This window comes from Sporosarcina quadrami (assembly GCF_014836615.1).
GTDB lineage: Bacteria > Bacillota > Bacilli > Bacillales_A > Planococcaceae > Sporosarcina > Sporosarcina quadrami.
The window spans coordinates 275948-296413 of sequence record NZ_JACSQN010000001.1; the positions used below are offsets into that span (position 1 = coordinate 275948).

22 protein-coding genes are annotated in these 20466 nt (G+C 38.4%); 12 read left to right on the forward strand and 10 right to left on the reverse strand.

The window, feature by feature from the left end; genetic code table 11:
• The first annotated feature begins 3 nt into the window (after positions 1-3).
• Positions 4-948 (forward strand): ribonuclease Z, encoded by a 945-nt coding sequence (gene rnz, locus H9649_RS01410; RefSeq protein ID WP_191692857.1) that lies wholly within the window; start codon positions 4-6, stop codon positions 946-948.
• A gap of 35 nt (positions 949-983) precedes the next feature.
• Here rnz and namA read toward each other — a convergent pair whose 3' ends face one another.
• The 4 genes from namA to H9649_RS01430 all read right to left on the reverse strand — a co-directional run bounded on the left by namA (position 984) and on the right by H9649_RS01430 (position 5349).
• Entirely contained in the window at positions 984-1994 is a 1011-nt protein-coding gene (gene namA / locus H9649_RS01415; protein WP_191692976.1) for an NADPH dehydrogenase NamA, read from the reverse strand.
• 78 nt (positions 1995-2072) lie between these two features.
• A complete protein-coding gene (gene proC, locus H9649_RS01420) occupies positions 2073-2897 on the reverse strand; it encodes a pyrroline-5-carboxylate reductase (protein WP_191692858.1) in 825 nt (274 codons plus the stop codon).
• Between the two features lie 167 nt (positions 2898-3064).
• Positions 3065-4183 carry a hypothetical protein gene (locus H9649_RS01425; RefSeq protein WP_191692859.1) on the reverse strand — a complete coding sequence of 373 codons (1119 nt, stop codon included), beginning with the start codon at positions 4181-4183 and terminating at the stop codon, positions 3065-3067.
• A 23-nt stretch (positions 4184-4206) separates the two neighbouring features.
• Complete coding sequence (locus tag H9649_RS01430; RefSeq protein ID WP_191692860.1) at positions 4207-5349, reverse strand: SPFH domain-containing protein; 1143 nt, start codon at positions 5347-5349, stop codon at positions 4207-4209.
• A 170-nt stretch (positions 5350-5519) separates the two neighbouring features.
• On the opposite strand from H9649_RS01430, the gene H9649_RS01435 reads away from it, so the two are divergent.
• From H9649_RS01435 to H9649_RS01450, 4 genes are all read left to right on the forward strand, one after another.
• Entirely contained in the window at positions 5520-6464 is a 945-nt protein-coding gene (locus H9649_RS01435) for an MBL fold metallo-hydrolase (protein WP_191692861.1), read from the forward strand.
• Complete coding sequence (locus tag H9649_RS01440) at positions 6451-7209, forward strand: SDR family NAD(P)-dependent oxidoreductase (RefSeq protein ID WP_191692862.1); 759 nt, start codon at positions 6451-6453, stop codon at positions 7207-7209. The genes H9649_RS01435 and H9649_RS01440 overlap by 14 nt, the downstream gene beginning before the upstream one ends.
• Positions 7210-7335: 126 nt before the next feature.
• Positions 7336-8259, forward strand: coding sequence for an HPr(Ser) kinase/phosphatase (hprK, locus tag H9649_RS01445; RefSeq protein WP_191692863.1), 924 nt, complete (start codon positions 7336-7338; stop codon positions 8257-8259).
• A 34-nt stretch (positions 8260-8293) separates the two neighbouring features.
• Positions 8294-9121, forward strand: coding sequence for a DUF2785 domain-containing protein (locus tag H9649_RS01450; RefSeq protein WP_191692864.1), 828 nt, complete (start codon positions 8294-8296; stop codon positions 9119-9121).
• A gap of 74 nt (positions 9122-9195) precedes the next feature.
• Here H9649_RS01450 and H9649_RS01455 read toward each other — a convergent pair whose 3' ends face one another.
• A complete protein-coding gene (locus H9649_RS01455) occupies positions 9196-9648 on the reverse strand; it encodes an OsmC family protein (protein WP_191692865.1) in 453 nt (150 codons plus the stop codon).
• A gap of 164 nt (positions 9649-9812) precedes the next feature.
• Between H9649_RS01455 and H9649_RS01460 the strand changes: the two genes are divergently transcribed.
• The 3 genes from H9649_RS01460 (at position 9813) to H9649_RS01470 (ending at position 12525) form a co-directional block, all read left to right on the forward strand.
• Positions 9813-10361 carry a manganese efflux pump MntP gene (locus H9649_RS01460; RefSeq protein ID WP_191692866.1) on the forward strand — a complete coding sequence of 183 codons (549 nt, stop codon included), beginning with the start codon at positions 9813-9815 and terminating at the stop codon, positions 10359-10361.
• A gap of 601 nt (positions 10362-10962) precedes the next feature.
• Positions 10963-11232 (forward strand): hypothetical protein, encoded by a 270-nt coding sequence (locus H9649_RS01465; protein WP_191692867.1) that lies wholly within the window; start codon positions 10963-10965, stop codon positions 11230-11232.
• Between the two features lie 1044 nt (positions 11233-12276).
• Entirely contained in the window at positions 12277-12525 is a 249-nt protein-coding gene (locus H9649_RS01470) for a hypothetical protein (RefSeq protein WP_191692868.1), read from the forward strand.
• A 261-nt stretch (positions 12526-12786) separates the two neighbouring features.
• On the opposite strand, the gene H9649_RS01475 is transcribed toward H9649_RS01470, so the two are convergent.
• Positions 12787-14010, reverse strand: coding sequence for an MFS transporter (locus tag H9649_RS01475; protein ID WP_191692869.1), 1224 nt, complete (start codon positions 14008-14010; stop codon positions 12787-12789).
• Positions 14011-14245: 235 nt separating this feature from the next.
• Between H9649_RS01475 and H9649_RS01480 the strand changes: the two genes are divergently transcribed.
• Together H9649_RS01480 and H9649_RS01485 are read left to right on the forward strand one after the other, a co-directional pair.
• Positions 14246-14434, forward strand: coding sequence for a hypothetical protein (locus H9649_RS01480; protein ID WP_191692870.1), 189 nt, complete (start codon positions 14246-14248; stop codon positions 14432-14434).
• Between the two features lie 113 nt (positions 14435-14547).
• Positions 14548-15408: a YitT family protein gene (locus H9649_RS01485; protein ID WP_191692871.1), complete on the forward strand. Its 861-nt coding sequence runs from the start codon at positions 14548-14550 to the stop codon at positions 15406-15408.
• Between the two features lie 75 nt (positions 15409-15483).
• On the opposite strand, the gene H9649_RS01490 is transcribed toward H9649_RS01485, so the two are convergent.
• The gene (locus H9649_RS01490; RefSeq protein ID WP_191692872.1) at positions 15484-16476 is read right to left on the reverse strand and encodes an LCP family protein; all 993 of its coding nucleotides are present in this window, start codon (positions 16474-16476) and stop codon (positions 15484-15486) included.
• A 285-nt stretch (positions 16477-16761) separates the two neighbouring features.
• Here H9649_RS01490 and H9649_RS01495 point away from each other — a divergent pair, with 285 nt between their 5' ends.
• A complete protein-coding gene (locus H9649_RS01495; protein ID WP_191692873.1) occupies positions 16762-17415 on the forward strand; it encodes an MOSC domain-containing protein in 654 nt (217 codons plus the stop codon).
• A gap of 105 nt (positions 17416-17520) precedes the next feature.
• On the opposite strand, the gene H9649_RS01500 is transcribed toward H9649_RS01495, so the two are convergent.
• Positions 17521-17676 (reverse strand): DUF1540 domain-containing protein, encoded by a 156-nt coding sequence (locus H9649_RS01500; RefSeq protein ID WP_191692874.1) that lies wholly within the window; start codon positions 17674-17676, stop codon positions 17521-17523.
• Positions 17677-17800: 124 nt separating this feature from the next.
• On the opposite strand from H9649_RS01500, the gene H9649_RS01505 reads away from it, so the two are divergent.
• On the forward strand, positions 17801-19108 hold the full coding sequence (locus H9649_RS01505; RefSeq protein ID WP_225229601.1) for an alkaline phosphatase family protein: 1308 nt from the start codon (positions 17801-17803) through the stop codon (positions 19106-19108).
• Positions 19109-19171: 63 nt separating this feature from the next.
• Here the strand turns inward: H9649_RS01505 and H9649_RS01510 are convergent, their stop codons facing one another.
• Both H9649_RS01510 and qoxD read right to left on the reverse strand, forming a co-directional pair.
• The gene (locus tag H9649_RS01510) at positions 19172-20020 is read right to left on the reverse strand and encodes a S1C family serine protease (RefSeq protein ID WP_225229602.1); all 849 of its coding nucleotides are present in this window, start codon (positions 20018-20020) and stop codon (positions 19172-19174) included.
• 154 nt (positions 20021-20174) lie between these two features.
• The gene (gene qoxD / locus H9649_RS01515; protein WP_191692875.1) at positions 20175-20465 is read right to left on the reverse strand and encodes a cytochrome aa3 quinol oxidase subunit IV; all 291 of its coding nucleotides are present in this window, start codon (positions 20463-20465) and stop codon (positions 20175-20177) included.
• Position 20466 lies beyond the last annotated feature (1 nt).

Here is a 20466-nt window from a genome sequence, read left to right on the forward strand (position 1 = left end):
ACAATGGAGTTGGAATTTCTAGGGACAGGTGCAGGAATGCCTTCCAAACAACGAAACACCTCCTCACTCCTTCTTAACCTTTCCGCTGAAAAGGAAGGATATTGGATGTTTGATTGTGGTGAAGCTACACAACATCAAATGCTTCATACATCTATAAAACCAAGAAAAGTCAATCGGATTTTCATTACTCATCTTCACGGAGATCATATATTCGGATTGCCGGGTTTTCTCGGTTCCCGCTCGTTTTTAGGTGGTCAAGAAGAATTAACCGTTTATGGACCGGCCGGCCTAAAAGAGTGGATATTGTCAACTTTGCGCTTAACAAAGACCCATTTGACGTATCCTTTAACTATTGTAGAGATTAGTGAAGGAGTCGTTTTCGAAAATGACCGTTTTAAAGTATTGACGAAAGAATTACAACACGTTATTCCGTGTTTCGGTTACAGAATTGAACAAAAACCGTTACCTGGAAAATTGCTCATAGATAAAGCTTTTGAAGCGGGTGTTCCAAAAGGACCTTTGTTGAAAAAGCTGAAAGACGGCGAAGACGTGACACTAGAAGATGGGACAATTGTTTATAGCTCGAATATGACAGGTGACAGTCAACAAGGTTTTATAGTAACCATTTTGGGAGATACGAGGATCTGTAAGTCAGCTGTCGATTTAGCTGATCATGCTGATATTCTCGTCCATGAGGCGACATTTGATATGGAAACTGGGGAGCTGGCGAAAGATTATGGCCACTCCACAATAGGAGATGCTGCAATGACTGCAAAAAAAGCTAATGTGAAAGTATTGATTGCCAATCATATTAGTGCGCGATTTATGCCGGGGGATATTTCGAGACTGAAGGAGCAGGGCAGAACCTTCTTCACTGAACTCCATATTGCTGAAGATTTCTCCTCATTCGAATGGAAAAACGGACAATTGCTAAAAAAACAGAGCTGACACAACGATTTTTTCTGTTGTGTCAGCTTTTTCATTTATATCCAACCACGTTCATATTGCTTCGGGGCTGCGATTGAAACACCAAGCTCTTTGGCAGCGGTATATGGCCAATAGGGGTTTCTTAACAATTCGCGTGCGAGAAATACAAGATCCGCTCGATTGTTTTTCAAGATTTCCTCCGCTTGCAAACCAGATGTTATAAGACCGACAGCGCCTGTTGGGATAGTAGCTTCTTTTTTGATTTGTTCGGCGTAAGGTACTTGATAGCCTGGATAGGTATCTATTTTTGCGGGAACGAGTGCTCCAGAACTGACATCAATTAAGTCAACACCTTGCTTTTTCATCCATTTAGCCATTTCAACATAGTCTGTTGTTGTCATACCATTTTCGCTATAGTCTTCTGCTGAAATTCGTACGAATAAAGGACCATCCCATTCAGACCGAACGGCATCAATAATTTCACTTAGAAAACGGTAACGATTTTCAGCAGAACCTCCATATGAGTCATTCCGATGATTTGATAAAGGTGACAAAAACGCGTTTATCAAATATCCATGAGCGCCATGCAATTCGATGAGATCAAAGCCTGCTTTTTTAGTCCGTATTGTAGCTTCTTTGAATGCATTAACAGTCTCTTGGATTTCTGCTAGAGACATTTCTACCGGTTGTTTGTATTGTTCATTAAAGCGAATTGCGCTAGGTGCTTGAATATCGCCATCTACTGTCGCTTTTCTGCCAGCGTGTGCCAGTTGAATACCTGTTTTTGCACCATGTAGTTTCATGAGTGAAACTACTTCTGACAGCCCAGCTATATGATCGTCACTCCATATTCCAAGATCTTCTGCTGAAATCCTTCCTTGCGGTTGGACAGCTGTCGCTTCCAGAATAATCAAGCCTACTTGGCCGACAGCTCGTGTAGCATAATGGGTTTTATGCCAATCTTCTACGAATCCGTCAGCATGAAGACTTGAATACATGCACATAGGAGCCATGACGATTCTGTTTTTAAATTTTACACCACGAATCGTGTAGGGAGAATATAACATAGACAATTGAATGACCTCCTTTAGAAACTATATAAAGTATAACAAAGATGAAAGAGATGAATTGTTTTGAAGCTCATTTTATGTGATTTTCGGATCTGTCATAATTCCAAGTTCACGAGAACGGGCTTCAGCATCATTTATACAGTGTGAAATCGTCTGCTTGAAGGAGTTCTTTTCAAGCGCTCGCAATCCAGCTTCGGTTGTGCCACCTGGGCTAGTTACATTCTTACGCAATATACTTGGCTCTTCACCAGTCTTTTTTAACATGGAAGCTGCGCCTTCAAGAGTCTGGATAATCAATTCCCTGGCAGTGTCCGCACATAATCCTTTTGAAATTGCCGCTTCTTCGAGTGCTTCTACTAAATAATAGACATATGCAGGTCCGCTTCCTGACAGCGCTGTGACTAAGTGCAATTCATCTTCTACCACTTCTTTGACAATTCCGATTGAAGACAACAGACTAATGATTTTCTTATTCATATTATTATTGACTGATTGGTTCATCGATACTCCAGTAGCTGACTTTCCGATAGTGGCAGACGTATTCGGCATCGATCGAGCGATAGGTCTAGCTCCAAGACCTGATTCAATCGTAGCAATCGAGACGCCAGCAATGACGGAGAGGGCTGCTGCATCGTCATTCATATGATTAACGATATCCGCCATTGCTTGGTGGATATCTTTAGGTTTGGTCGCTAAAATAAAGAGGCCAGCATCACTCAATTCGTTACGTTCTGCGCTGACAATAGATACACCATATGTATTTTGCATGTAGATAAGTCTGTCTTCATCTGATTTATTCATCACATAGATATCTTTTGCTCTCATAACACTTTTGTTTACAATGCCGGCAATAATCGCTTCTGCCATTGAACCTGCGCCTACAAATATAACTTTATCCATCACAATCAATCCTTTCAACATTAAATAAAAAAGCGTTCTCATCCTGAACATTTCAGAACGAAAACGCATTTCTCCGCATTTCCTATATTCTAACTATATATATTTTTGTATTATAGCTACATAAATATTAAAAAGATTATTGCATGTGATCTGATAAAAGTCAATAATCAGAGCACATCTTGAAATAAAAATATAATACCGATCACTATAACTGCGAGTAGACTAAGTAGCACCACTTTCCAAACACTGACAGGCGCGTTACCACTCACTTTTCCCGTTTGTCCGTTGACAAGGAAACGGTAAACCTTTTGATTGAAATGAAATGATGAAATCCAAATGGGAAGCAGTAAATGTTTGAACGTAATCGCATCATATTGAGTATCTACACTTACAATTCTCACTTCATCTCCCGTTTCCTGTCTTAGTATACCTGTCTGTATTCTGTTATCTATAATTGCTCTCGCATTCATCCATCCTTCTTTTAGGGGAATAGAATAGCGTTCGGCAAGAAAACCAGACAAATATTCGGAACGGTAATCAAGCAAACCTGACAACTGGAAAGGTTCAACTTTTCCAATCAAATCAGAAGCAACATTTTTGGACGCTTTTACTAATACATCGTCATGGAATTTATTATATGTACCACGCTCCGTGCGCCAACGAATTTTTCGAACCTGCTCAGTTATCTGTTCAGTCTTACCGTCTCGCGTTACCGTTCTCGTCTCTGTAACATAATAATAAGTACCGATTTTAACGATATATGCTGAGTGTGTCTTTGAATCGAATGTCCAGTAAGGGATATAAGTACCCGTAATCTTTTGTAACTCATAGTCTTTCTTTAAGTTATTCGGAGCAAAATACCGTTTTTTGATCCACTTTTTGAATTTCTCTACAGCTTGCTCTTTTGTCACTTGAAAAGGAAGTACGAGAGCTGGCTTGATACCTGCGTCATGTTCAGTTACGGCGATATGAGAAGATCCGCAAAACGTACAGAAGTCTGCTACTTTATCCATATCCAATAGTGTCTCTGCGCCACAGTTATCACAGTGGAAAACCCTTTTTTCATCATCCCAACTGTGCTTTTTCATATCTACTGATTCGATGTAATCATGCTCGGTCGTATTTTCACGTGTACCTTCAATAGCGACTTCCGTTGAGCAAAAAGGACATTTCAATCCTTTTGTGGATGGATCGTAAACTGTGTTTCCACCACATGAAGAACACTGGTTCACTTCCGTCTCTTCAATAGTCGGGTCTCTAACGATTTCATTATTTGCATTCGACATGCTTTCACCTCTTCGCTAACTTCTTAAAGCGTTTCTCCGCAATCTCCGCAGAATTTAGCTGTTGGTCCATTGACAGTGCCACAAGACTGACACTTTTTTTCTGTCAATTGTTGTGCACCACATTCACCACAGAACTTCGAGCCTTCTTTAATATCTACTTTACAACTTACGCATGGAACGGTTTGCTGTTGGACAGTCTTGCCACATTCCGGACAGAATTTAGCATTTGCTCTAATTTGTGCTTGACAATGAGGACATGAAATTTTCGCAGGTTCCGTGGATGCAGGTGGAATGGCTTGTTGTTGATTGGTTGTGAATGCGCCAGCCATAGCATTACCGATTGCTGCACCTGCGCCGATCCCTGCACCTGTAGCGGCCATTCCGCCACCTTCATTGCGAGCCGCTTCGCGTATTGCTTCAGCAGCCTGGTACTGCGTATACGTATTCATATCACCAAGCACACCCATCGTTGTGCGCTTGTCCATCGCTTGTTCAACTTCTTTAGGAAGTGATAGATTTTCAATATAGAGAGAAGTGATTTCAAAGCCGAATTTCGAAAAACGTTCTTTCATTTTCTCTTTACCTTGCGTACTCAATTCGTCATAGTTCATAGCCAGATCTAGCGCTGGTATTTGAGATTCTGCAAACAAATCTGTCAAGCCGGATAAAATCATCTTTTTCAAATGACTTTCTACGTCTGAAGTATCAAAGGAACTGTTCGTTCCAAATAGTTCTTTTAAGAAAACAACCGGCTCAGACACTTTATACGAATAGATGCCGTAACCGCGTAGTCGAATCATTCCAAATTCGGGATCTCTCATCATAATTGGATTAGAGGTTCCCCACTTTTGATTGATAAATTGTTTAGTATTTACAAAATAGACTTCTGCCTTAAATGGTGAGTTGAATCCTGTTTTCCAAGACTTCAATTTCGTTAGGATAGGCATATTTTGTGTATACAACATGTGATGTCCAGGAAGAAACACATCGGCAATTTCTCCTTCATTCACAAAAATCGCTACTTGTGATTCACGTACTATTAGACTGGCACCCATTTTAATTTCATTGTTTTGAACAGGAAAACGGTATACCATTGTGTTTGAATTTTGATCTGTCCACTCAATGACTTCAATGAACTGACCTTTAAAAAAGTTAAAAATACCCATATTCATCCCCCCCGTAAGTTATGGTCATTATAACATATATACGGATATCTCTTGGAAAGGTTTCGCAAAGTGTCTTTTTCAAAGGGTGACGAAAGCGTGAAAAGAAGGTACAATGGACTGAATACTCATTCATTGTTTAAAAAGGATGATAATCCAAAGGAGTTTTTCCTATGATACATAAAATTGTAATCCCGACGCCATTTGCAGTCGGTGATGTAAATTCATTTGTTGTGAAAGGTGATCGTTTGTCACTTGTAGATGCTGGTCCAAAAACACCCGCTGCCTACGAAGCATTGAAGAATGGTTTGAAAGAGCTCGGTTATTCTTTTAATGATATAGAAGAAGTATTTTTGACGCATCATCATCCTGACCATGCGGGCTGGATGGATGCATTCGATAAAGCTGAAGTAGTCGGACATCCTTTTACAGATCTTTGGTTAAAGAGAGACGAGGAGTTCATGAAGTTTCATGATCGATTTTATTTAGAGCGTTTGCAAGAAGAAGGGGTCCCAGAACAATATTTTAGCTGGATTGAAAAAATGAAACTTCCCATTAAACTAATGGGAGATAGGACTTTAAACCGAGAAACGAACGAAGGGGATGACTGGCATGGCCACCCAGGATGGAAAGTTTTAGAGACGCTTGGGCATGCACAGAGTCATCTAGCACTATACAATGAACGGACAGGAGAAATGATCGGCGGGGACCTTGTACTCGAAAAAGTTTCGTCAAATCCTTTAATCGAACCACCATTCAATCCATCTGATGAACGGCCAAAATCGTTGTTACAATACAACGATTCATTGAAACGGTTGTTAAGTTTGCCAATTGAAACAATTTATAGTGGACATGGCAATCAAGTGACTGATATTCATCCGTTAATTGAATCAAGGCTTCAAAAACAGCATGAGCGCGCAATGAAAGTGCACGGTATGCTAGTGAATGAAAGCAAAACGATTTACGAATTAACGATGGAATTGTTCCCGGCCGTCTATTTGAAAGAGTTAGGTCTGACATTGTCAGAAACAATCGGACAGACAGATTATCTACTGTCAAAAGGACTCATCAAACAAACTGCTGGTGAAGGTGGTATTTTGAAATATGAGCAAACCTAAAAACGTTCTTATTACAGGAGCGACGAGCGGTGTCGGGTATGCGGTTGCCATGAGGCTGTTGGCGGATACTGATCGATTTAAGGTCTATGCTACTGGAAGGGCTCACGATAAGATTTGGCAGTTGCAAAACGATGGAGCTGAAGCTCTTCGTACCGATTTTTCAGTGCCAGGCGAATTGGACAGGTTGCTAGAGAAAATTCCATCTCCCGATATTGTTATTGTTTCAGCTGGCGTTGGATTGTTTGAATCAGCTCATCTAATTTCAGACGAATCTGTCCAAAGTATGATGAATCTGAATGTCATTGTACCAATTGAACTGACAAAAAGAATTCTTCCTGCAATGATGAAGAAGCATAAAGGTCAACTCATTTATATCGGTTCGCAAGCTGGGAAAGTGGCAACTCCGAAAGCATCTGTGTATGCGGCTTCCAAACATGCATTGATTGGCTATACGAATGCATTACGGATGGAAGTTGCGGGATATGGTATAAGCGTGTCTGTCGTGCATCCTGGACCTATTGACACGCCATTTATCGACGAAGCGGATCAGACAGGAAACTATCGAAACTCTCTTGGCAGGCACTTGTTAAGTGTCGATACGGTCGCAAATGCTGTTGTACGGCTTATTGACAAGCCAGCGAGAGAAGTGAATTTACCTGGAATCATGGGTATTACGAGTAAGTTATATGCACTCGCTCCGAGTATAATCGAGAAGCTAGGAAAGAAGTACTTTATGAAAAAATGACGATTAGAAAAAGCATGCTCCCATGAATGGTACGTTCTCGTTTTAGATTATGGATGGATGAAGGAGTTCCTAAGCGTGCTATACTTAAGTAATGATTAGGTAGGAAAAGTCGCAGGAGGTGTCGCTTTGAAGACAGTGACAATAGAAGAAGTCGTAAAACGTTTCAATATGGAAGTATTGATAGGCAAGGATCAATTGGATCGTATTTTAAAAAAGACAAAAGTTCGTAGACCAGGTCTTGAGTTCATGGATAAATTTGATTTCATTGCAACTGAACATGTGCAAATTCTCGGTAAAAATGAAATTAATTATTTACATACTTTGTCTGATGAAGAATGTAAAATGCGGATAGCAAATATTGTTCAATACGATCCGCCTTGCATTGTTATTACATCCAATCAGGAAGAACCTTTAGGGTTACGTCAATATTGTACAGAAGAGCATATCCCTGTGTTGAGGACAAAAGATTCAACTAGTGAAATGAGTGCGAAACTGGATGCGTATGTTACAAAAGCAATGGCACCTGAAATTGCAGTTCATGGTGTATGCGTCAATGTGGCTGGTATCGGTATCCTTTTACGCGGAAAATCGGGGGTTGGGAAAAGTGAAACGGCCCATACATTGATTGGCCGAGGACATCGATTGATTGCTGATGATATTGTCGTTTTGAAGAAATTGAGCCCACAAACACTACTTGGAACACATGACGAAAAGAACAAAGAATTTCTTGCGTTGCGGAGCATTGGATTACTGAATGTCGTTCGTCTGTACGGAAGGGCTGCTTTTCAAGAAGAAAGCAGAATCGCGCTTGATATTGAATTGACGGAATGGAAGGATAACGCCTTAAATAATGAACTTGAACTAGATTCAAAGTTTAAAACGTATTTGGATGTTCCAATTCCTCATATTCAAATCCAGTTGCAACCTGGTAGAGATGTAGCAGGTTTGATAGAAGCTGCAGCGAATAACTGGTATTTAAAGCAACAAGGATACAGCGCGGTTGAGGAGTTCATGAAGCGACTGGAACCGGAGTTCAACGAATCAGAATAAGTAGTATGTTCAATTCAACAGAAAGAGGTATATCATGAGACAGCAATTGATGGACTTGTTAGCGATGGATGATGAGCAAATCCAACTGCACATGCAACTTAGCGGGGAAGCCGTTTTTACTTATATGCTCGAAAATATAGGAACTCCAGACAGTGAACTTCGAGATGAAATCATATATCGTCTACTCGTCAAGCTGTTATCGGGTAATCATGTAACAACTGCTCAAATGAAGCATGCAACTGAAGAGCTGATTAGTGATCGTTACCTTTTTGCTTCGATTGGCGAAAGAGATACAAATAGTGTTTTTATACGATCTTTTTCTGCGCTATGGTTGACGGGCTTATTTTGGGTCGATACAGAAAAGCCCTATTTGGAACCTGAGCTAAGGGATTTTGCAATGGAAAGATGTGCAAATTACTTATATAAAGAGAATGATACTAGAGGGTTTACCGAAAACGGATGGGCTCATGCAATTGCTCATGGGGCTGATTTATATATGATGATTGCTAGTCATCCATCAGTTGAAAAACGGTTGATTCCGCTTATGTTAGGTAGCATTTCTTCTTGTTTCTATAAAGGCGGCGTGTATAAGGATGATGAAGATGAAAGATTAGTCGCTATCATATCGAAGTTAGTTGCTGAAGGATATCCGGAAGATGTATTACTCGAGTGGGTGGAACAGATCTTTGACCGCATGGACCGGGAAGTGCACCATCACGGTCAGTCGCATTCATTCTTGCATGCACGGACAAATATTTTACAATTTATGAAAACGTTATACTTTGCTTTAACAAAAAGTCAGTCTGCTCCTAAGTTACGCTCAGGCGTATCTTATTTCATTCAAAAATGGCAGAGGACTTGAAAAAACATGCCACAGATCAGTATTTCTGAATCAGTGGCATGTTTTTTATGTTCTGTTATTGTGATAGACGAGTTTTATTTGGAATGTGAAATTACAGTTGCTTTAACTTTTACTCCAACATTCCCCTGTAGAGCACGGCTAATCATGCAAGAAGACTCTGCTTTTTCAGCTAATTTTTTGGCAAGAGAGTACTCTTTTTCACCCGCGTTCGCCAATAATGTAATTGTCGGTTTATGTATAATCTCTTTATAAGTGATGACTCCATTAGTTACATCCACAATACCAATTGACTCCATTTGTAAGTTAGTTTTTTCAAGGCTGCTTCGTTCCATCATAGCAGCGAGCGTAATAATATAACAAGTTGCCGCTGCACCAAGCAACATTTCATCGGGATTTGTACCGATTCCTGGACCGTCCATTTCTTGAGGGATTGAAACTTTTGTCTTCAAGTTTTCCATCTCGATCGACCCGATATCATTTCTCAAGCCTGGCCAATTGGCATGCAAACGGAATTTGTGTTCTGCCATACTCATCTTCTCCTTAAGTTTCTTTTACAGTATACCTCATTAAAAAGTAAAAATCCTCGCTGATTTTTTTCCATGATAATAAATCACACTCATTCTCAATGTGCACAGTAGCTTTCAAGATGACATATAGTAAATGATGATAGTCATGTGTGCGGAGGGATTATATGACATTTATTACCGTATTATTAATTGGCATTGTAGCAAATTTAGACAATGTGGGCATTAGTATTTCATATGGATTGCGTTTTAATCGCATACCTTTTAAATATAATTTGATCATCTCAATTATTTCATTTATCTTTGCATTCTTTTCTTTAAAAGCAGGAGATTATTTTGCAGATATTTTTTCATTGCAGACTGCCAATTGGATTGGAGGTTCTCTTTTAATTACAATTGGAATTTGGCTTGTAGTTAAAACGTTATTCTTTGCACAGTCGCAAACAAGCAAAGAGTTGGTCGCTATCGATTATAAGGAAGCTATACTACTCGGATTTGTACTTGCGTTAAACTGCCTGACAATCGGTTTTAGTGCAGGTATTACAGGAGCCCCTCCCATATTAACCGCTTTTTCCATCGGTGCTTTCTCAATTATATCTATTATTATCGGCGTTCAACTAGGTCATAGAATCGGTAAGACATGGTTTGGGAAAAATGCCGATAGTGTCGCTGCACTGTTATTGATTATCATCGGTTTGTATGAGATTTTCATATGAGAAAACAATACTTCTGGGGATAAGTACGTGTTTGATGGAAATAAAATATTAATAAGCAAAACTATTGGGAGTGCCATTCGTATAAGATATGGCGGCTCCTTTTTTTATGGATTGCTATACTGCTGTTTTATATGCATTCCTTATCGATCTATTATGCGAAATTATTTTGTTTTAATAATTTAGATAACTATGTGATAAGATAAATGAAAAGGTTGCGATTTGATGTTTAAATATTGTTTGTTTGTTTGTTTGTTTGTTTGTTCAGCAAATAAGGCCATTATGATGTATTTTAAATGTTGCTTTCTGTTCCGGTGCACGCTTTCCGGAGGACGTGGCTTGAGCCGCTTCCTTAGAAAAAGAAGTATGATAGTTACCTTCACACTTATGTTAATAATAAGCCTTATTAATATTTTCTTTGGTACCTCTTACAGCTCTGTAATTTCTTCGATCGTTTTAATTCCATTGTTTTTATGTGTTTTTCCTTTGTTTGTTGAATTGTCTAACGAAGAAGCACCACTTTGGTGAATTTTCACCAATACCGCAACAGGGCCATTTAAAGGCGAAATTTTAATTAGAAAGCAACAGAAAGGAAAATGCAAAAATGAAAATGGAACTTCCGGTGAGACTGTCGAATCCATTAATTCTTTGTGTGATGTTTATATCTATTGCAGGATTTGACTTTTTTGGTGCATTGGGATTTGGATTTTGGAAGTATGTTATAGGAACAATGATTGCAATTGGAGTATTGTGGTTATTGCATAAATACGGACTGAATGAAAAGAAAGTTCCTATATGGGTTGGAGCTTTTATAATTATACTAGGATTTACCACCGGAATTATTATAGAAAAGTTAGTTGAAGTTTATATTTGAATTGGGGATGTTTTAATTAAACAGTATATTCAGTTGCCGAGGACGTATGTATAGTAAATGATAATCCGCAATCGGGGGCGTTTGACGGACGACGCTGTACTAGGATTAGACCAATTAGTTGAAATGGCTAGGTGAATAATATCGCATTGAAAGGAAAAGAAAATGAAAAAAGTAAGAGCAATTTTTATTGGTGATGTTAGATATGATCAATGTCTAGTTTTTGATTTGAATAATGAAACGGACTACTTTGAAATGATAATTGACAAAGAAGTTAGATAAAAAAAAGTAGTAGTTGAGGAAGATGATGATTTTTTGATTTTTGAAATTGAAAAAGATATCGCAACATTACTCGTTTAATAAGATAATTGGAGGCTATTAATGCATATGGTTTATGCTTCAATCTGCACAAATTTCACCTGAATATAAAAAAAGGAGATGTTGAAAAGTGTTTCAGAATAAAGATCCTAACTACAAAAAGTACTTTTGGAAAAGACTCTATATCTTATTTATACCGATTTTTACTATTGGTGTGATTTCCGAACCTTATATATCTAATAATCCCTTTTTAGAACTTGAAGATTATGGATCTTTTATATTCTTTTCATTATTTTACGCTCTTGTTTTTGGGGGAATATCAGCTTTCATAGTTTCATTTACTTGGAGATTAAAACTCTCTAAACAGTAGTTCCTACTCTTTAAAAAGTTTAAATTGACCGCGAAAATTGTTTCATAAGCGATTGTACTATAACGTAATCGGCGGCTTTTGTTAGGTACTACGCTCTTAGTTGATTGGAGTGCAAGCCTTCGACTCCGGGAGGATTAGCGTGTGCCTTGAGACCCTGGACGTAGCGAAGCGAAGGAAGCGGCTCAAGCCACGCCCTCTGGAAAGCGTAAGGCTGGAACGTAGATCAACGTTTGTAAGACTATATTATGTCTTGTAATACTAAAGACTTTGTAGAAGATAAGGGGCGTTTTGCTCATAGTGTACGTTCTTTAAAAGGCCTAGTTTATATAAAGTAACAATCAGCAAGAAAGGAAAAAATATTGAAGAAAACATTTATTGTTACAATTCTTTTTGTCACAGCTTTGGTTTTAGCTGCTTGTGGGGGATATACACCCCACAACAATTGGGTGCTGGAAAAGGATAGGTTGGATGAAAATTCTGAAATGGAGAACTTTGTAATAAGCCTTCAGAATAACCCTCATAAAAGAGGATTTAAAGTATTTACAATATCAGAAGGCAGAAAAATGGTGGGTGTATTGACTGGAGATGCAGAGAAGTCATTAAATTAGATGATGTTAAAGTAGATTCAGGAATTACCATAGTTATATTAAAAGAGATGGTAAATGAAAATGATGAAGATAATCCGTATATTATGGCATAAGTGCTATAAAGGGTGAGCTTTTCGTTCAGGATACAGATGGGAATTGTTATCACGGGTTTTAAGGATTTCCTAAGCTAAGAAGTTGGAAAATAGGACGAGTCCATCATTAATGAAAAAATGATGGACTCGTTTATTTTACACCATACTGCTTTCTTTATAATATTACCGATCATTTCAAATGAATTGCCATAGTTGGTCTCTTTGCATATTTGACATAGACAAAATAGAATAGTGCTGCGCTCGAAAGCCTGAAAATTGAGTTGACATACATCGCGATCTCAATTCCAAACTGGTTCAACAACCAAATACCAATCTGTGGGGCTATGACCGCAACGACAGACAATAATACATTATACGTCGTTATACAATACGTCCGTACTTCTTCCGGAGACTGCTCAAGCAGTAAGTTGAATAGTAGAAGTACAATTCCTGCTAAGAAAAAGCCTGAAGCTGTCTGTATAAGCGTAATGTAAAAAAGATTTGACGAGAGAACTGTTAGAAAGGGGATCGTCGCCATGCCGATTACAGCCCATACAAAAACTAGTGTATTGGAACGTTTTTCAGCCCACTTTCTCCATAACGGAAAGGAAATGAACTGCGCAGTCATACTACCTACAGAGAACATGCTAACCCAAAAGATTGTTGCACCAACTACTCGAATATGATAAATGTTGAAAATTCCCCAAGCCATTTGCCAAGCGAAATTGAAGAACAATGCCGCAATTAGAAAGGATACATAGTTCTTATGCTTGAAAATAGACCAATCCATTGTTTTCTTTTTTAGGAATGCCTCGCTTGATAACATTGGTTGTTCATCATGCTTTAACAATAAATATACTTCTAGCAAACCAAAAACGAAAGCTATGCCAAAAAGAATCTGATAGGCAGTCACACTTGCGGACGAATCTTTCATAATGATTCCGATAATTAATGTCGATACGAGTCCAACAATCGTCAGTAATCGGTTTCGATCACTGAAAAAGGTGCCACGCCTAGATTCTTTCACTAAACTGCTTATAAATGTCTGCCAACCGATATTCGCAACGGTATTAGGTAAATTCATTAGCGCTACGATAATGAGGAAGGCCCAAGCTTGTGTTGGCTGTGATGGGATATAAACTAGAGCAATAATTAGCAGGAACATGAGCCGTGCAATTAGAACTGACAGAGCGACAAGCTTTTTCTGCAAATGAGCGCGATTCAATAATATCGCTGCAGGAATTGTCATGAGCAAAGCCATCAAAGGAGGGAGCGAATTGATTAGTCCGACTTGGTAATTTGTTGCGCCAAGTATCGTTATAGCAAAAATAGGGAAGAAGTTGCCGGAAAAATTTATAGCGATCGTTGTCGCCATACCATGATAAATACTAATTTTCTCGTTATAAGGTCGCATAATGTCTCCAATACTAAAAATTCTTTATGAATTGCTATCAATTATAATCTTGATTCATAGAAATACAAGGCTTTTTATAAATATAGATTTCAATACATAAGCATTCATATACATTTTATCTCTGCATATAAATAATTGATGAATTTTGAAGTTCAATATTGATAAATGTTCTCAATTAAGATATGATGGTCTTGAGAAACCTTCTCACTCATTTAGAGTGGAGGAAATTGAGAGGATGAACATCATGCTTCGTATTATCATGTTGGCGTTATTCGCAGGTTCTGCAGTTAGCATTTCAGCAATTACCCTTTTTAACGGCTTTGACATTGAGGGAGCTATGATTGGTCTCGCATCCCTTGTGTTATTATTTGGTATTACGACAACTTTTTACTTACAATATAAAAAACAAATATCCCATGTTTAACCATCAGCCTTGGCTGGTGTTTTTTTTTCTGTTTTCCGATGGTTTATTGCAGTAATTTCACCATCAATCGAGTATAATCAGATACCGGCTATTGAAATTTGTAGGAGGTCCTTATGTTTTTTATCGAAGCAAAAAGAATTATAGTTGTTATTTTTGGAGCACTACTCGTTTCAATTTCTTTGAACTTTTTCCTGATTAATGCAAATGTTTATGCAAGTGGATTTTCTGGGGCTGCACAACTTGTGTCCAGTGTTTTAAATGATCAACTTGGCATTGTAATCAGCACAGGAATACTACTCTTTCTGTTCAATATTCCAGTATTCATTCTCGGTTGGTTCAAGGTAGGTAAAGGGTTTACAATATACAGCATCGTCTCTGTCGTATTTACCACACTCTTTCTTGAACTGTTGCCCGTGTTGTCTTTGTCAGACGATATTATTTTAAATGCTGTATTTGGCGGGGTGATAGCTGGAGTAGGGGTAGGTCTTTCGCTCAAGCTAGGTGCTTCCACAGGAGGAATGGACATAGTCGCGATGGTCCTCTCAAGGTTGCAGGACAAACCGATCGGCATTTATTTTCTCGTATTGAACGGGATTATTATCGTGCTTGCAGGTATTCTGTATGAACCGGAAAATGCACTTTATACGATGGTCGCTTTATACGTCTCAATTGCGGTTATCGATATGATTCATACGCGTCATGAAAAAGTTACAGCGATGATTATCACTCACAAAGCGGAAGAACTACAACAAGCCATTCATGAGAAAATGGTGCGAGGAATTACAATTATACCTGCAAAAGGAGCTTATTCCAAAGAGAATAAAAATATGCTTTACTTGGTTATAACACGTTATGAATTGTATGATTTGGAGCAAATCATCAATCAAGTTGATGAAAATGCATTTACTAATATTGTTCAAACTGTAGGGATCTTTGGTTTCTTCCGAAAAGAAGGAGACCCGACTTTGAAATAATAAGTACTAATGAAAAAAGCAGAGGGTGCGTAAAATTCGCATCCTCTGCTTTTATACTTATTCGTATAACAATGTTTAATTGGTTTCAGTGTCTTCGCTATCAGCCAAATCGGAAGTGCCATCTAAGAATTTGTTTAGTTCCTCAATGTTTTTATCGAAATCAATTTCCAATACTCTTCCAACATCTACAAGTGGATCTGTATATGAATTATCAACCGGAATTCTAAACGTTTCAATTTTACCTGATTTATTGTCTAGTAGTCCTTTTCCGATAGAGAGCATTTTCATTTTATCGAGATTTGTGTCAATATAAGCTTCAGCTGCACCCAATAATTTAGGAAGTTTTACTAAGCTGTGAACACTAACTGCTTCATCTTTCAATTTTGAGATGACTTCTTGTTGACGTTCTACGCGTCCAAAATCATTCTTGCTATCATGACGGAATCGTACATACCCTAATAGCTGTTCGCCATTTAAAGTTTGGACTCCCTTGTTCAATGTCATATAAATTCCATGTGACATTGTGTAAGGTATATCAACCTCAATTCCGTTAGGTGCGATGATGTCTGCAATTTTAGGGAAGCCTTTGAAATCGACCATTGCATAATAATGGACATCTAAGCCAAAGTTATCTTTAATCGTTTGACGTACAAGCTCTGGACCTCCGATAGTAAAAGCACTGTTCATCTTTTGCATACCATGGCCGGGAATTTCTACATACGTATCACGCATGATAGAAATGAGTTTTACCTTTTCTGTATCTTGATTATAGTTGGCAATCATTAGAGTATCTGAACGACCGTCTTCTTCTTTGCGTGCATCCGATCCTAACAAAAGAACATTTATCTCTCCGAATTCAGGTTCCGGACCATCAAAAATACCATAGTCTTTGTTCTGATCAGCCAATGTTCCTTCATCTGATAACGCAAGGCCTTCATTAAATTGCGAAGTCCAGTAAATATACCCACCAGCTAAAAGAAGTACTAAAAAAGTTCCAATACTAATACCTATCACTTTATAACGTTTACTTTTTGTTTTTCTCTTTTCAATTCTGCTCAAACGGCTCACCGCCTCGTATAGTTGATGTTCTTAATTTATAAAGCAAACCACGCGTTATCATACCACCAAAAAGTATTCTCAGCAAGAAAAATTTCCCCAATATATATAGACGTATTAAAAGGAGAAAAGTTCGCGTGAAACGAAGAAGCGAATGAAAAATTTTCGTTAGTAATGTCATTCCCTCGATTGCTTGCTTGTAATCCGCTTTTCTGAATTATCTTTAAGTAAGTTATTATTATACATATTCCATGATATACTAATTAAAATATTACTGAAGATTGGATTGATTGCTAGATGCCTTATATTAAAACGTTTTCTATTGGACAACCTAAAAAAATGGTGTACGGAAATGAGAAAGAAATGATATCTGCTATTGGCAAAGAGAAGGTGAAAGAAGCTTTTCTGACGAAAGAAGGATTTAAAGGCGATGGGGTTGCTGATCTTCGTTTCCATGGTGGCCCTGACAGAGCGGTAAGTATTTATCCTTATGAACATTATGCTTATTGGAAGAAAGAATTTCACGCAAAGCTAGCTGATTCTACGTTTGGAGAAAATATTACAGCTGGTAATATGCTGGAGAAAGACGTGCATATCGGCGATATTTTTCAACTTGGAGATGCTATTATCCAAGTGACTCAAGGACGAGTCCCGTGCAGCACCATTTCAAAACGAACTAATTTGCCTGGATTAATGAAACGAATGGTGGAGACGGGGTATACTGGATATTTATGCCGTGTGTTAGAAGAAGGTATGGTCCGGGACGATTCTACATTACAATTAATTGAAAAGCATCCTCAAGCGATTTCTGTCCTCTATGGAAACGAAGTGTATTTTCACAGACCGAAAGACGTAGAAGGTTTACGTTTGCTACTCAGTCTACCTGAATTAGCAGATGAATGGAAAGAAATGCTTCAAAAGCGTATTGATAAGTTGGTTGGTGTAAAGTGAAATTCTGTAAATAAATGATAGTCAAAAGTTAAAAGGGAGAGTGACTGTAACCGGAAACTTGTAAGTTTCACGGTTCAGTCACTTTACTCGTTAACGGAACTTCGTTCACTCTTCAGGCTTAAATGTCTTACAACCAGTGTCTTCCGTATCAATCGCTTCTTCTGCTGTTTGGTTCGTTACATAAATCACGTCAGCGTTACACCTGTTTCCCTTACCCCAATATGTGCAGTTATCCACTTCACAAAGTATACGCTGGTTCATTTGAGCACCTCCTTTTCATGTAGCATTCCACAAACAGATTGAAAAATGTGCACTATTTTTTTATGATTCAGTGCACAAGTGTTACTATATAATGAAAGGCGTTTTCTAAGGAGGCTTTATAATATTGAACCGTTTGACGGACCATTTGATTGTCATTTCTTTTGATTGTTTGTCGTCGAAAGACATGCCCATAGTTAGGGAACTGCCAAATTTCAAAAAGCTGCTGGACGGAGCTGCCGTTTGTGAAAATGTAAAGCCAATTTATCCTTCCGTTACATATCCATGCCACACATCTATTATTACTGGGAATTATCCTAATCGTCATCGAATCGTAAGGAATACATTAATTCAGCCCGGAAAAGAATCACCGGATTGGTATTGGCAAAGAAAATATATTCAAGGTACAACTTTGTATGATGAAGCAAAGAAACAAAACATGAAAACCGGTGCATTACTCTGGCCAGTAACCGCGAGAGCGAAAATTGATTATCATATACCTGAGATATTCGCCAATCGACCATGGCATTCTCAAGTTGCCGTTTCTTTGCTCAATGGTAGCTTCTTTTATACGTTAGAAATGAACCGGCGTTTCGGCAACATGCGGAAAGGCATAAAACAACCATGGTTAGACGATTTTGTCACAGCTGTCGCAACGCATACGATCAGAACAAAAAAGCCGGATTTAATGCTCATACATCTTGTAGATATAGATTATCAACGGCATGAACACGGTTTTGCAGGGGAGGAATCATTAAGCGCATTGCGTCGTCAAGATAAACGGTTGGGAAAGATTCTGCAAGCGATTGATGAGAGTGGAAATGCTGAAGAGACTACGATTATTGCGCTAGGTGATCACAGCGCACTTGACGTCACGCACGCCATAAATATGAATGTTTATTTACAAGAAAGTGGATTAATCCAAACAGATCGTAATGGGAAAGTGAAAAATTGGAAGGTTTATTGCAAAAGTAACGATGGTTCTGCTTATCTATATGTCAAAGATGAAAACGATAAACCATCTACTGAAAGGCTTGGTGCACTTCTGCATTCGCTCATGCAGAATCCTGACAACGGACTTGAAAAAGTAGTTAGGGGAAGTGAAGCGGCGCAAATGGGGGCAGACGGGGAAGCTGCATTCATGTTGGAAGCGAGGGAAGGATTTTATTTTACTGAAGATATGAACGTACAACCATTGGTGGAAATCAAGCCATGCGATATTACGTCAGGGAAGTATTGTCAAGCCGTCCATGGTTATTCTCCATCTAAAATAGATTATCGAACAGTTTTTATTGCAAAAGGAAAAGGTATTGTACCTAATGTTACGATAGAATCGATGAGTCTGGTTGACGAAGGTCCAACGTTTGCAAGATTATTAGGATTGAATTTGGGTGAAACCGATGGTCGAATTCTAGATGAAATCATATTGAGCTAACAGTGAAAAGCACCGGAATAGGTCATTGCGGACCTAGTTCCGGTGTTTTCTTTATACGTAGAGTCATTTTAACTTGTCATAATACAAATCGATTGGGATGAAAAGACCCACTTTACCATATTCGTTATGGTTCAATGTGGCAAAAACAATTCCAATCACCTCACCAGCTTTATTGAAAACAGGACTACCGCTATTCCCGCGGTAGACAGGTGCTTGTATCATCATCACTTCTGCTTGCCAATCTGCCAATTTCAATGGTGCTAAAATTGTACCTTCGTTAACAATCCCTTTAAAACTGAGTGGATTACCGATAAAGGTAATGGCATCATCTTTTTCGATTTTTGGATTTTCAGCTAAGGTTAAGGAAGGGAAGTGTGAACCTTCAATTTTTAAAACAGCTACATCAATGTCCTCGAATGTTTCCAACACAGTTGCTTCGAATCGTCCGTCTTCAGGAAAAACAACATAAATGGACTCTTTATTTTCAATTACATGATAGTTCGTCAAGATAATACCGTCTTTTGAAATGGAAAAACCAGTTCCTTTTCCGTCTTCTGAGACGACTACGACAACCGATTCTTTATAAATCGAGATGTCTTCTTCTTGTGATAGTTTGGCTGAAGTCATCAGAAAGTCGATTGCTGGTATAGAAAAAACTTGAAATAAGCCAGCGACCGTACTTAACACTAATGTAATTGAGAGCATCCATATGAACCATTTTGGAATTCGCTTAGTAGGAATCAGTTCTTTTCTATGAAGTCTTGACTCCTCTTGCGCTTTTAGAACGAGTTTGTTCATTTGTTCTTCTGTCAGATCTTCATCATCGATTGATGAGAGGTCGACTTGTTCAACATCTTGCTCATATTTTTCATCTTCCATATGTTCTTTACGCGTATGTTCATCATCACTCATCTGCTTCTCACATCCCGCTTCTATTGATGACCTTCTACTAGTATAGCAAGTTACATTAGGAAACGAGAGAATTAAGGTATTTATGAAACAAGAATTAGTTATAAATGAATAAAGAGCCAGAAAGAGTTTATACTCTTTCTGACTCGAATGTTTCTTAACCCATATTATATCCCCACATCATAGCGAACAATGTTCCGAAGATAGTTACGAGACCGACAAATAGCGCATAGCCGATGTTCGTGAACAATGTTTTCTTATCTTCATTTTCACTGACATGCATGAAGAGGAACAATTGTAAGCCCGCTTGGACTAAGGCAGTAACACCTAAAATTGTCATTCCCATAGCAAATGTTAAATCAAACTTAATGACGACAAGCGCAATAAGTGAAAGGAGCAGTGAAGAAGCAAATCCAATTACATGTGGAACGGGAAACAGTCGTTTCATC

What these genes read in the sequence shown, in the direction of transcription:
- rnz (WP_191692857.1), top strand. Translation starts at nt 4, where the DNA reads ATGGAGTTGGAATTTCTAGGGACAGGTGCAGGAATGCCTTCCAAACAA.
- namA (WP_191692976.1), bottom strand. Translation starts at nt 1,994, where the DNA reads ATGTTATATTCTCCCTACACGATTCGTGGTGTAAAATTTAAAAACAGA.
- proC (WP_191692858.1), bottom strand. Translation starts at nt 2,897, where the DNA reads ATGGATAAAGTTATATTTGTAGGCGCAGGTTCAATGGCAGAAGCGATT.
- H9649_RS01425 (WP_191692859.1), bottom strand. Translation starts at nt 4,183, where the DNA reads ATGTCGAATGCAAATAATGAAATCGTTAGAGACCCGACTATTGAAGAG.
- H9649_RS01430 (WP_191692860.1), bottom strand. Translation starts at nt 5,349, where the DNA reads ATGGGTATTTTTAACTTTTTTAAAGGTCAGTTCATTGAAGTCATTGAG.
- H9649_RS01435 (WP_191692861.1), top strand. Translation starts at nt 5,520, where the DNA reads ATGATACATAAAATTGTAATCCCGACGCCATTTGCAGTCGGTGATGTA.
- H9649_RS01440 (WP_191692862.1), top strand. Translation starts at nt 6,451, where the DNA reads ATGAGCAAACCTAAAAACGTTCTTATTACAGGAGCGACGAGCGGTGTC.
- H9649_RS01450 (WP_191692864.1), top strand. Translation starts at nt 8,294, where the DNA reads ATGAGACAGCAATTGATGGACTTGTTAGCGATGGATGATGAGCAAATC.
- H9649_RS01455 (WP_191692865.1), bottom strand. Translation starts at nt 9,648, where the DNA reads ATGGCAGAACACAAATTCCGTTTGCATGCCAATTGGCCAGGCTTGAGA.
- H9649_RS01460 (WP_191692866.1), top strand. Translation starts at nt 9,813, where the DNA reads ATGACATTTATTACCGTATTATTAATTGGCATTGTAGCAAATTTAGAC.
- H9649_RS01465 (WP_191692867.1), top strand. Translation starts at nt 10,963, where the DNA reads ATGAAAATGGAACTTCCGGTGAGACTGTCGAATCCATTAATTCTTTGT.
- H9649_RS01475 (WP_191692869.1), bottom strand. Translation starts at nt 14,010, where the DNA reads ATGCGACCTTATAACGAGAAAATTAGTATTTATCATGGTATGGCGACA.
- H9649_RS01480 (WP_191692870.1), top strand. Translation starts at nt 14,246, where the DNA reads ATGAACATCATGCTTCGTATTATCATGTTGGCGTTATTCGCAGGTTCT.
- H9649_RS01485 (WP_191692871.1), top strand. Translation starts at nt 14,548, where the DNA reads ATGTTTTTTATCGAAGCAAAAAGAATTATAGTTGTTATTTTTGGAGCA.
- H9649_RS01495 (WP_191692873.1), top strand. Translation starts at nt 16,762, where the DNA reads ATGCCTTATATTAAAACGTTTTCTATTGGACAACCTAAAAAAATGGTG.
- H9649_RS01500 (WP_191692874.1), bottom strand. Translation starts at nt 17,676, where the DNA reads ATGAACCAGCGTATACTTTGTGAAGTGGATAACTGCACATATTGGGGT.
- H9649_RS01510 (WP_225229602.1), bottom strand. Translation starts at nt 20,020, where the DNA reads ATGAGTGATGATGAACATACGCGTAAAGAACATATGGAAGATGAAAAA.
- qoxD (WP_191692875.1), bottom strand. Translation starts at nt 20,465, where the DNA reads ATGAAACGACTGTTTCCCGTTCCACATGTAATTGGATTTGCTTCTTCA.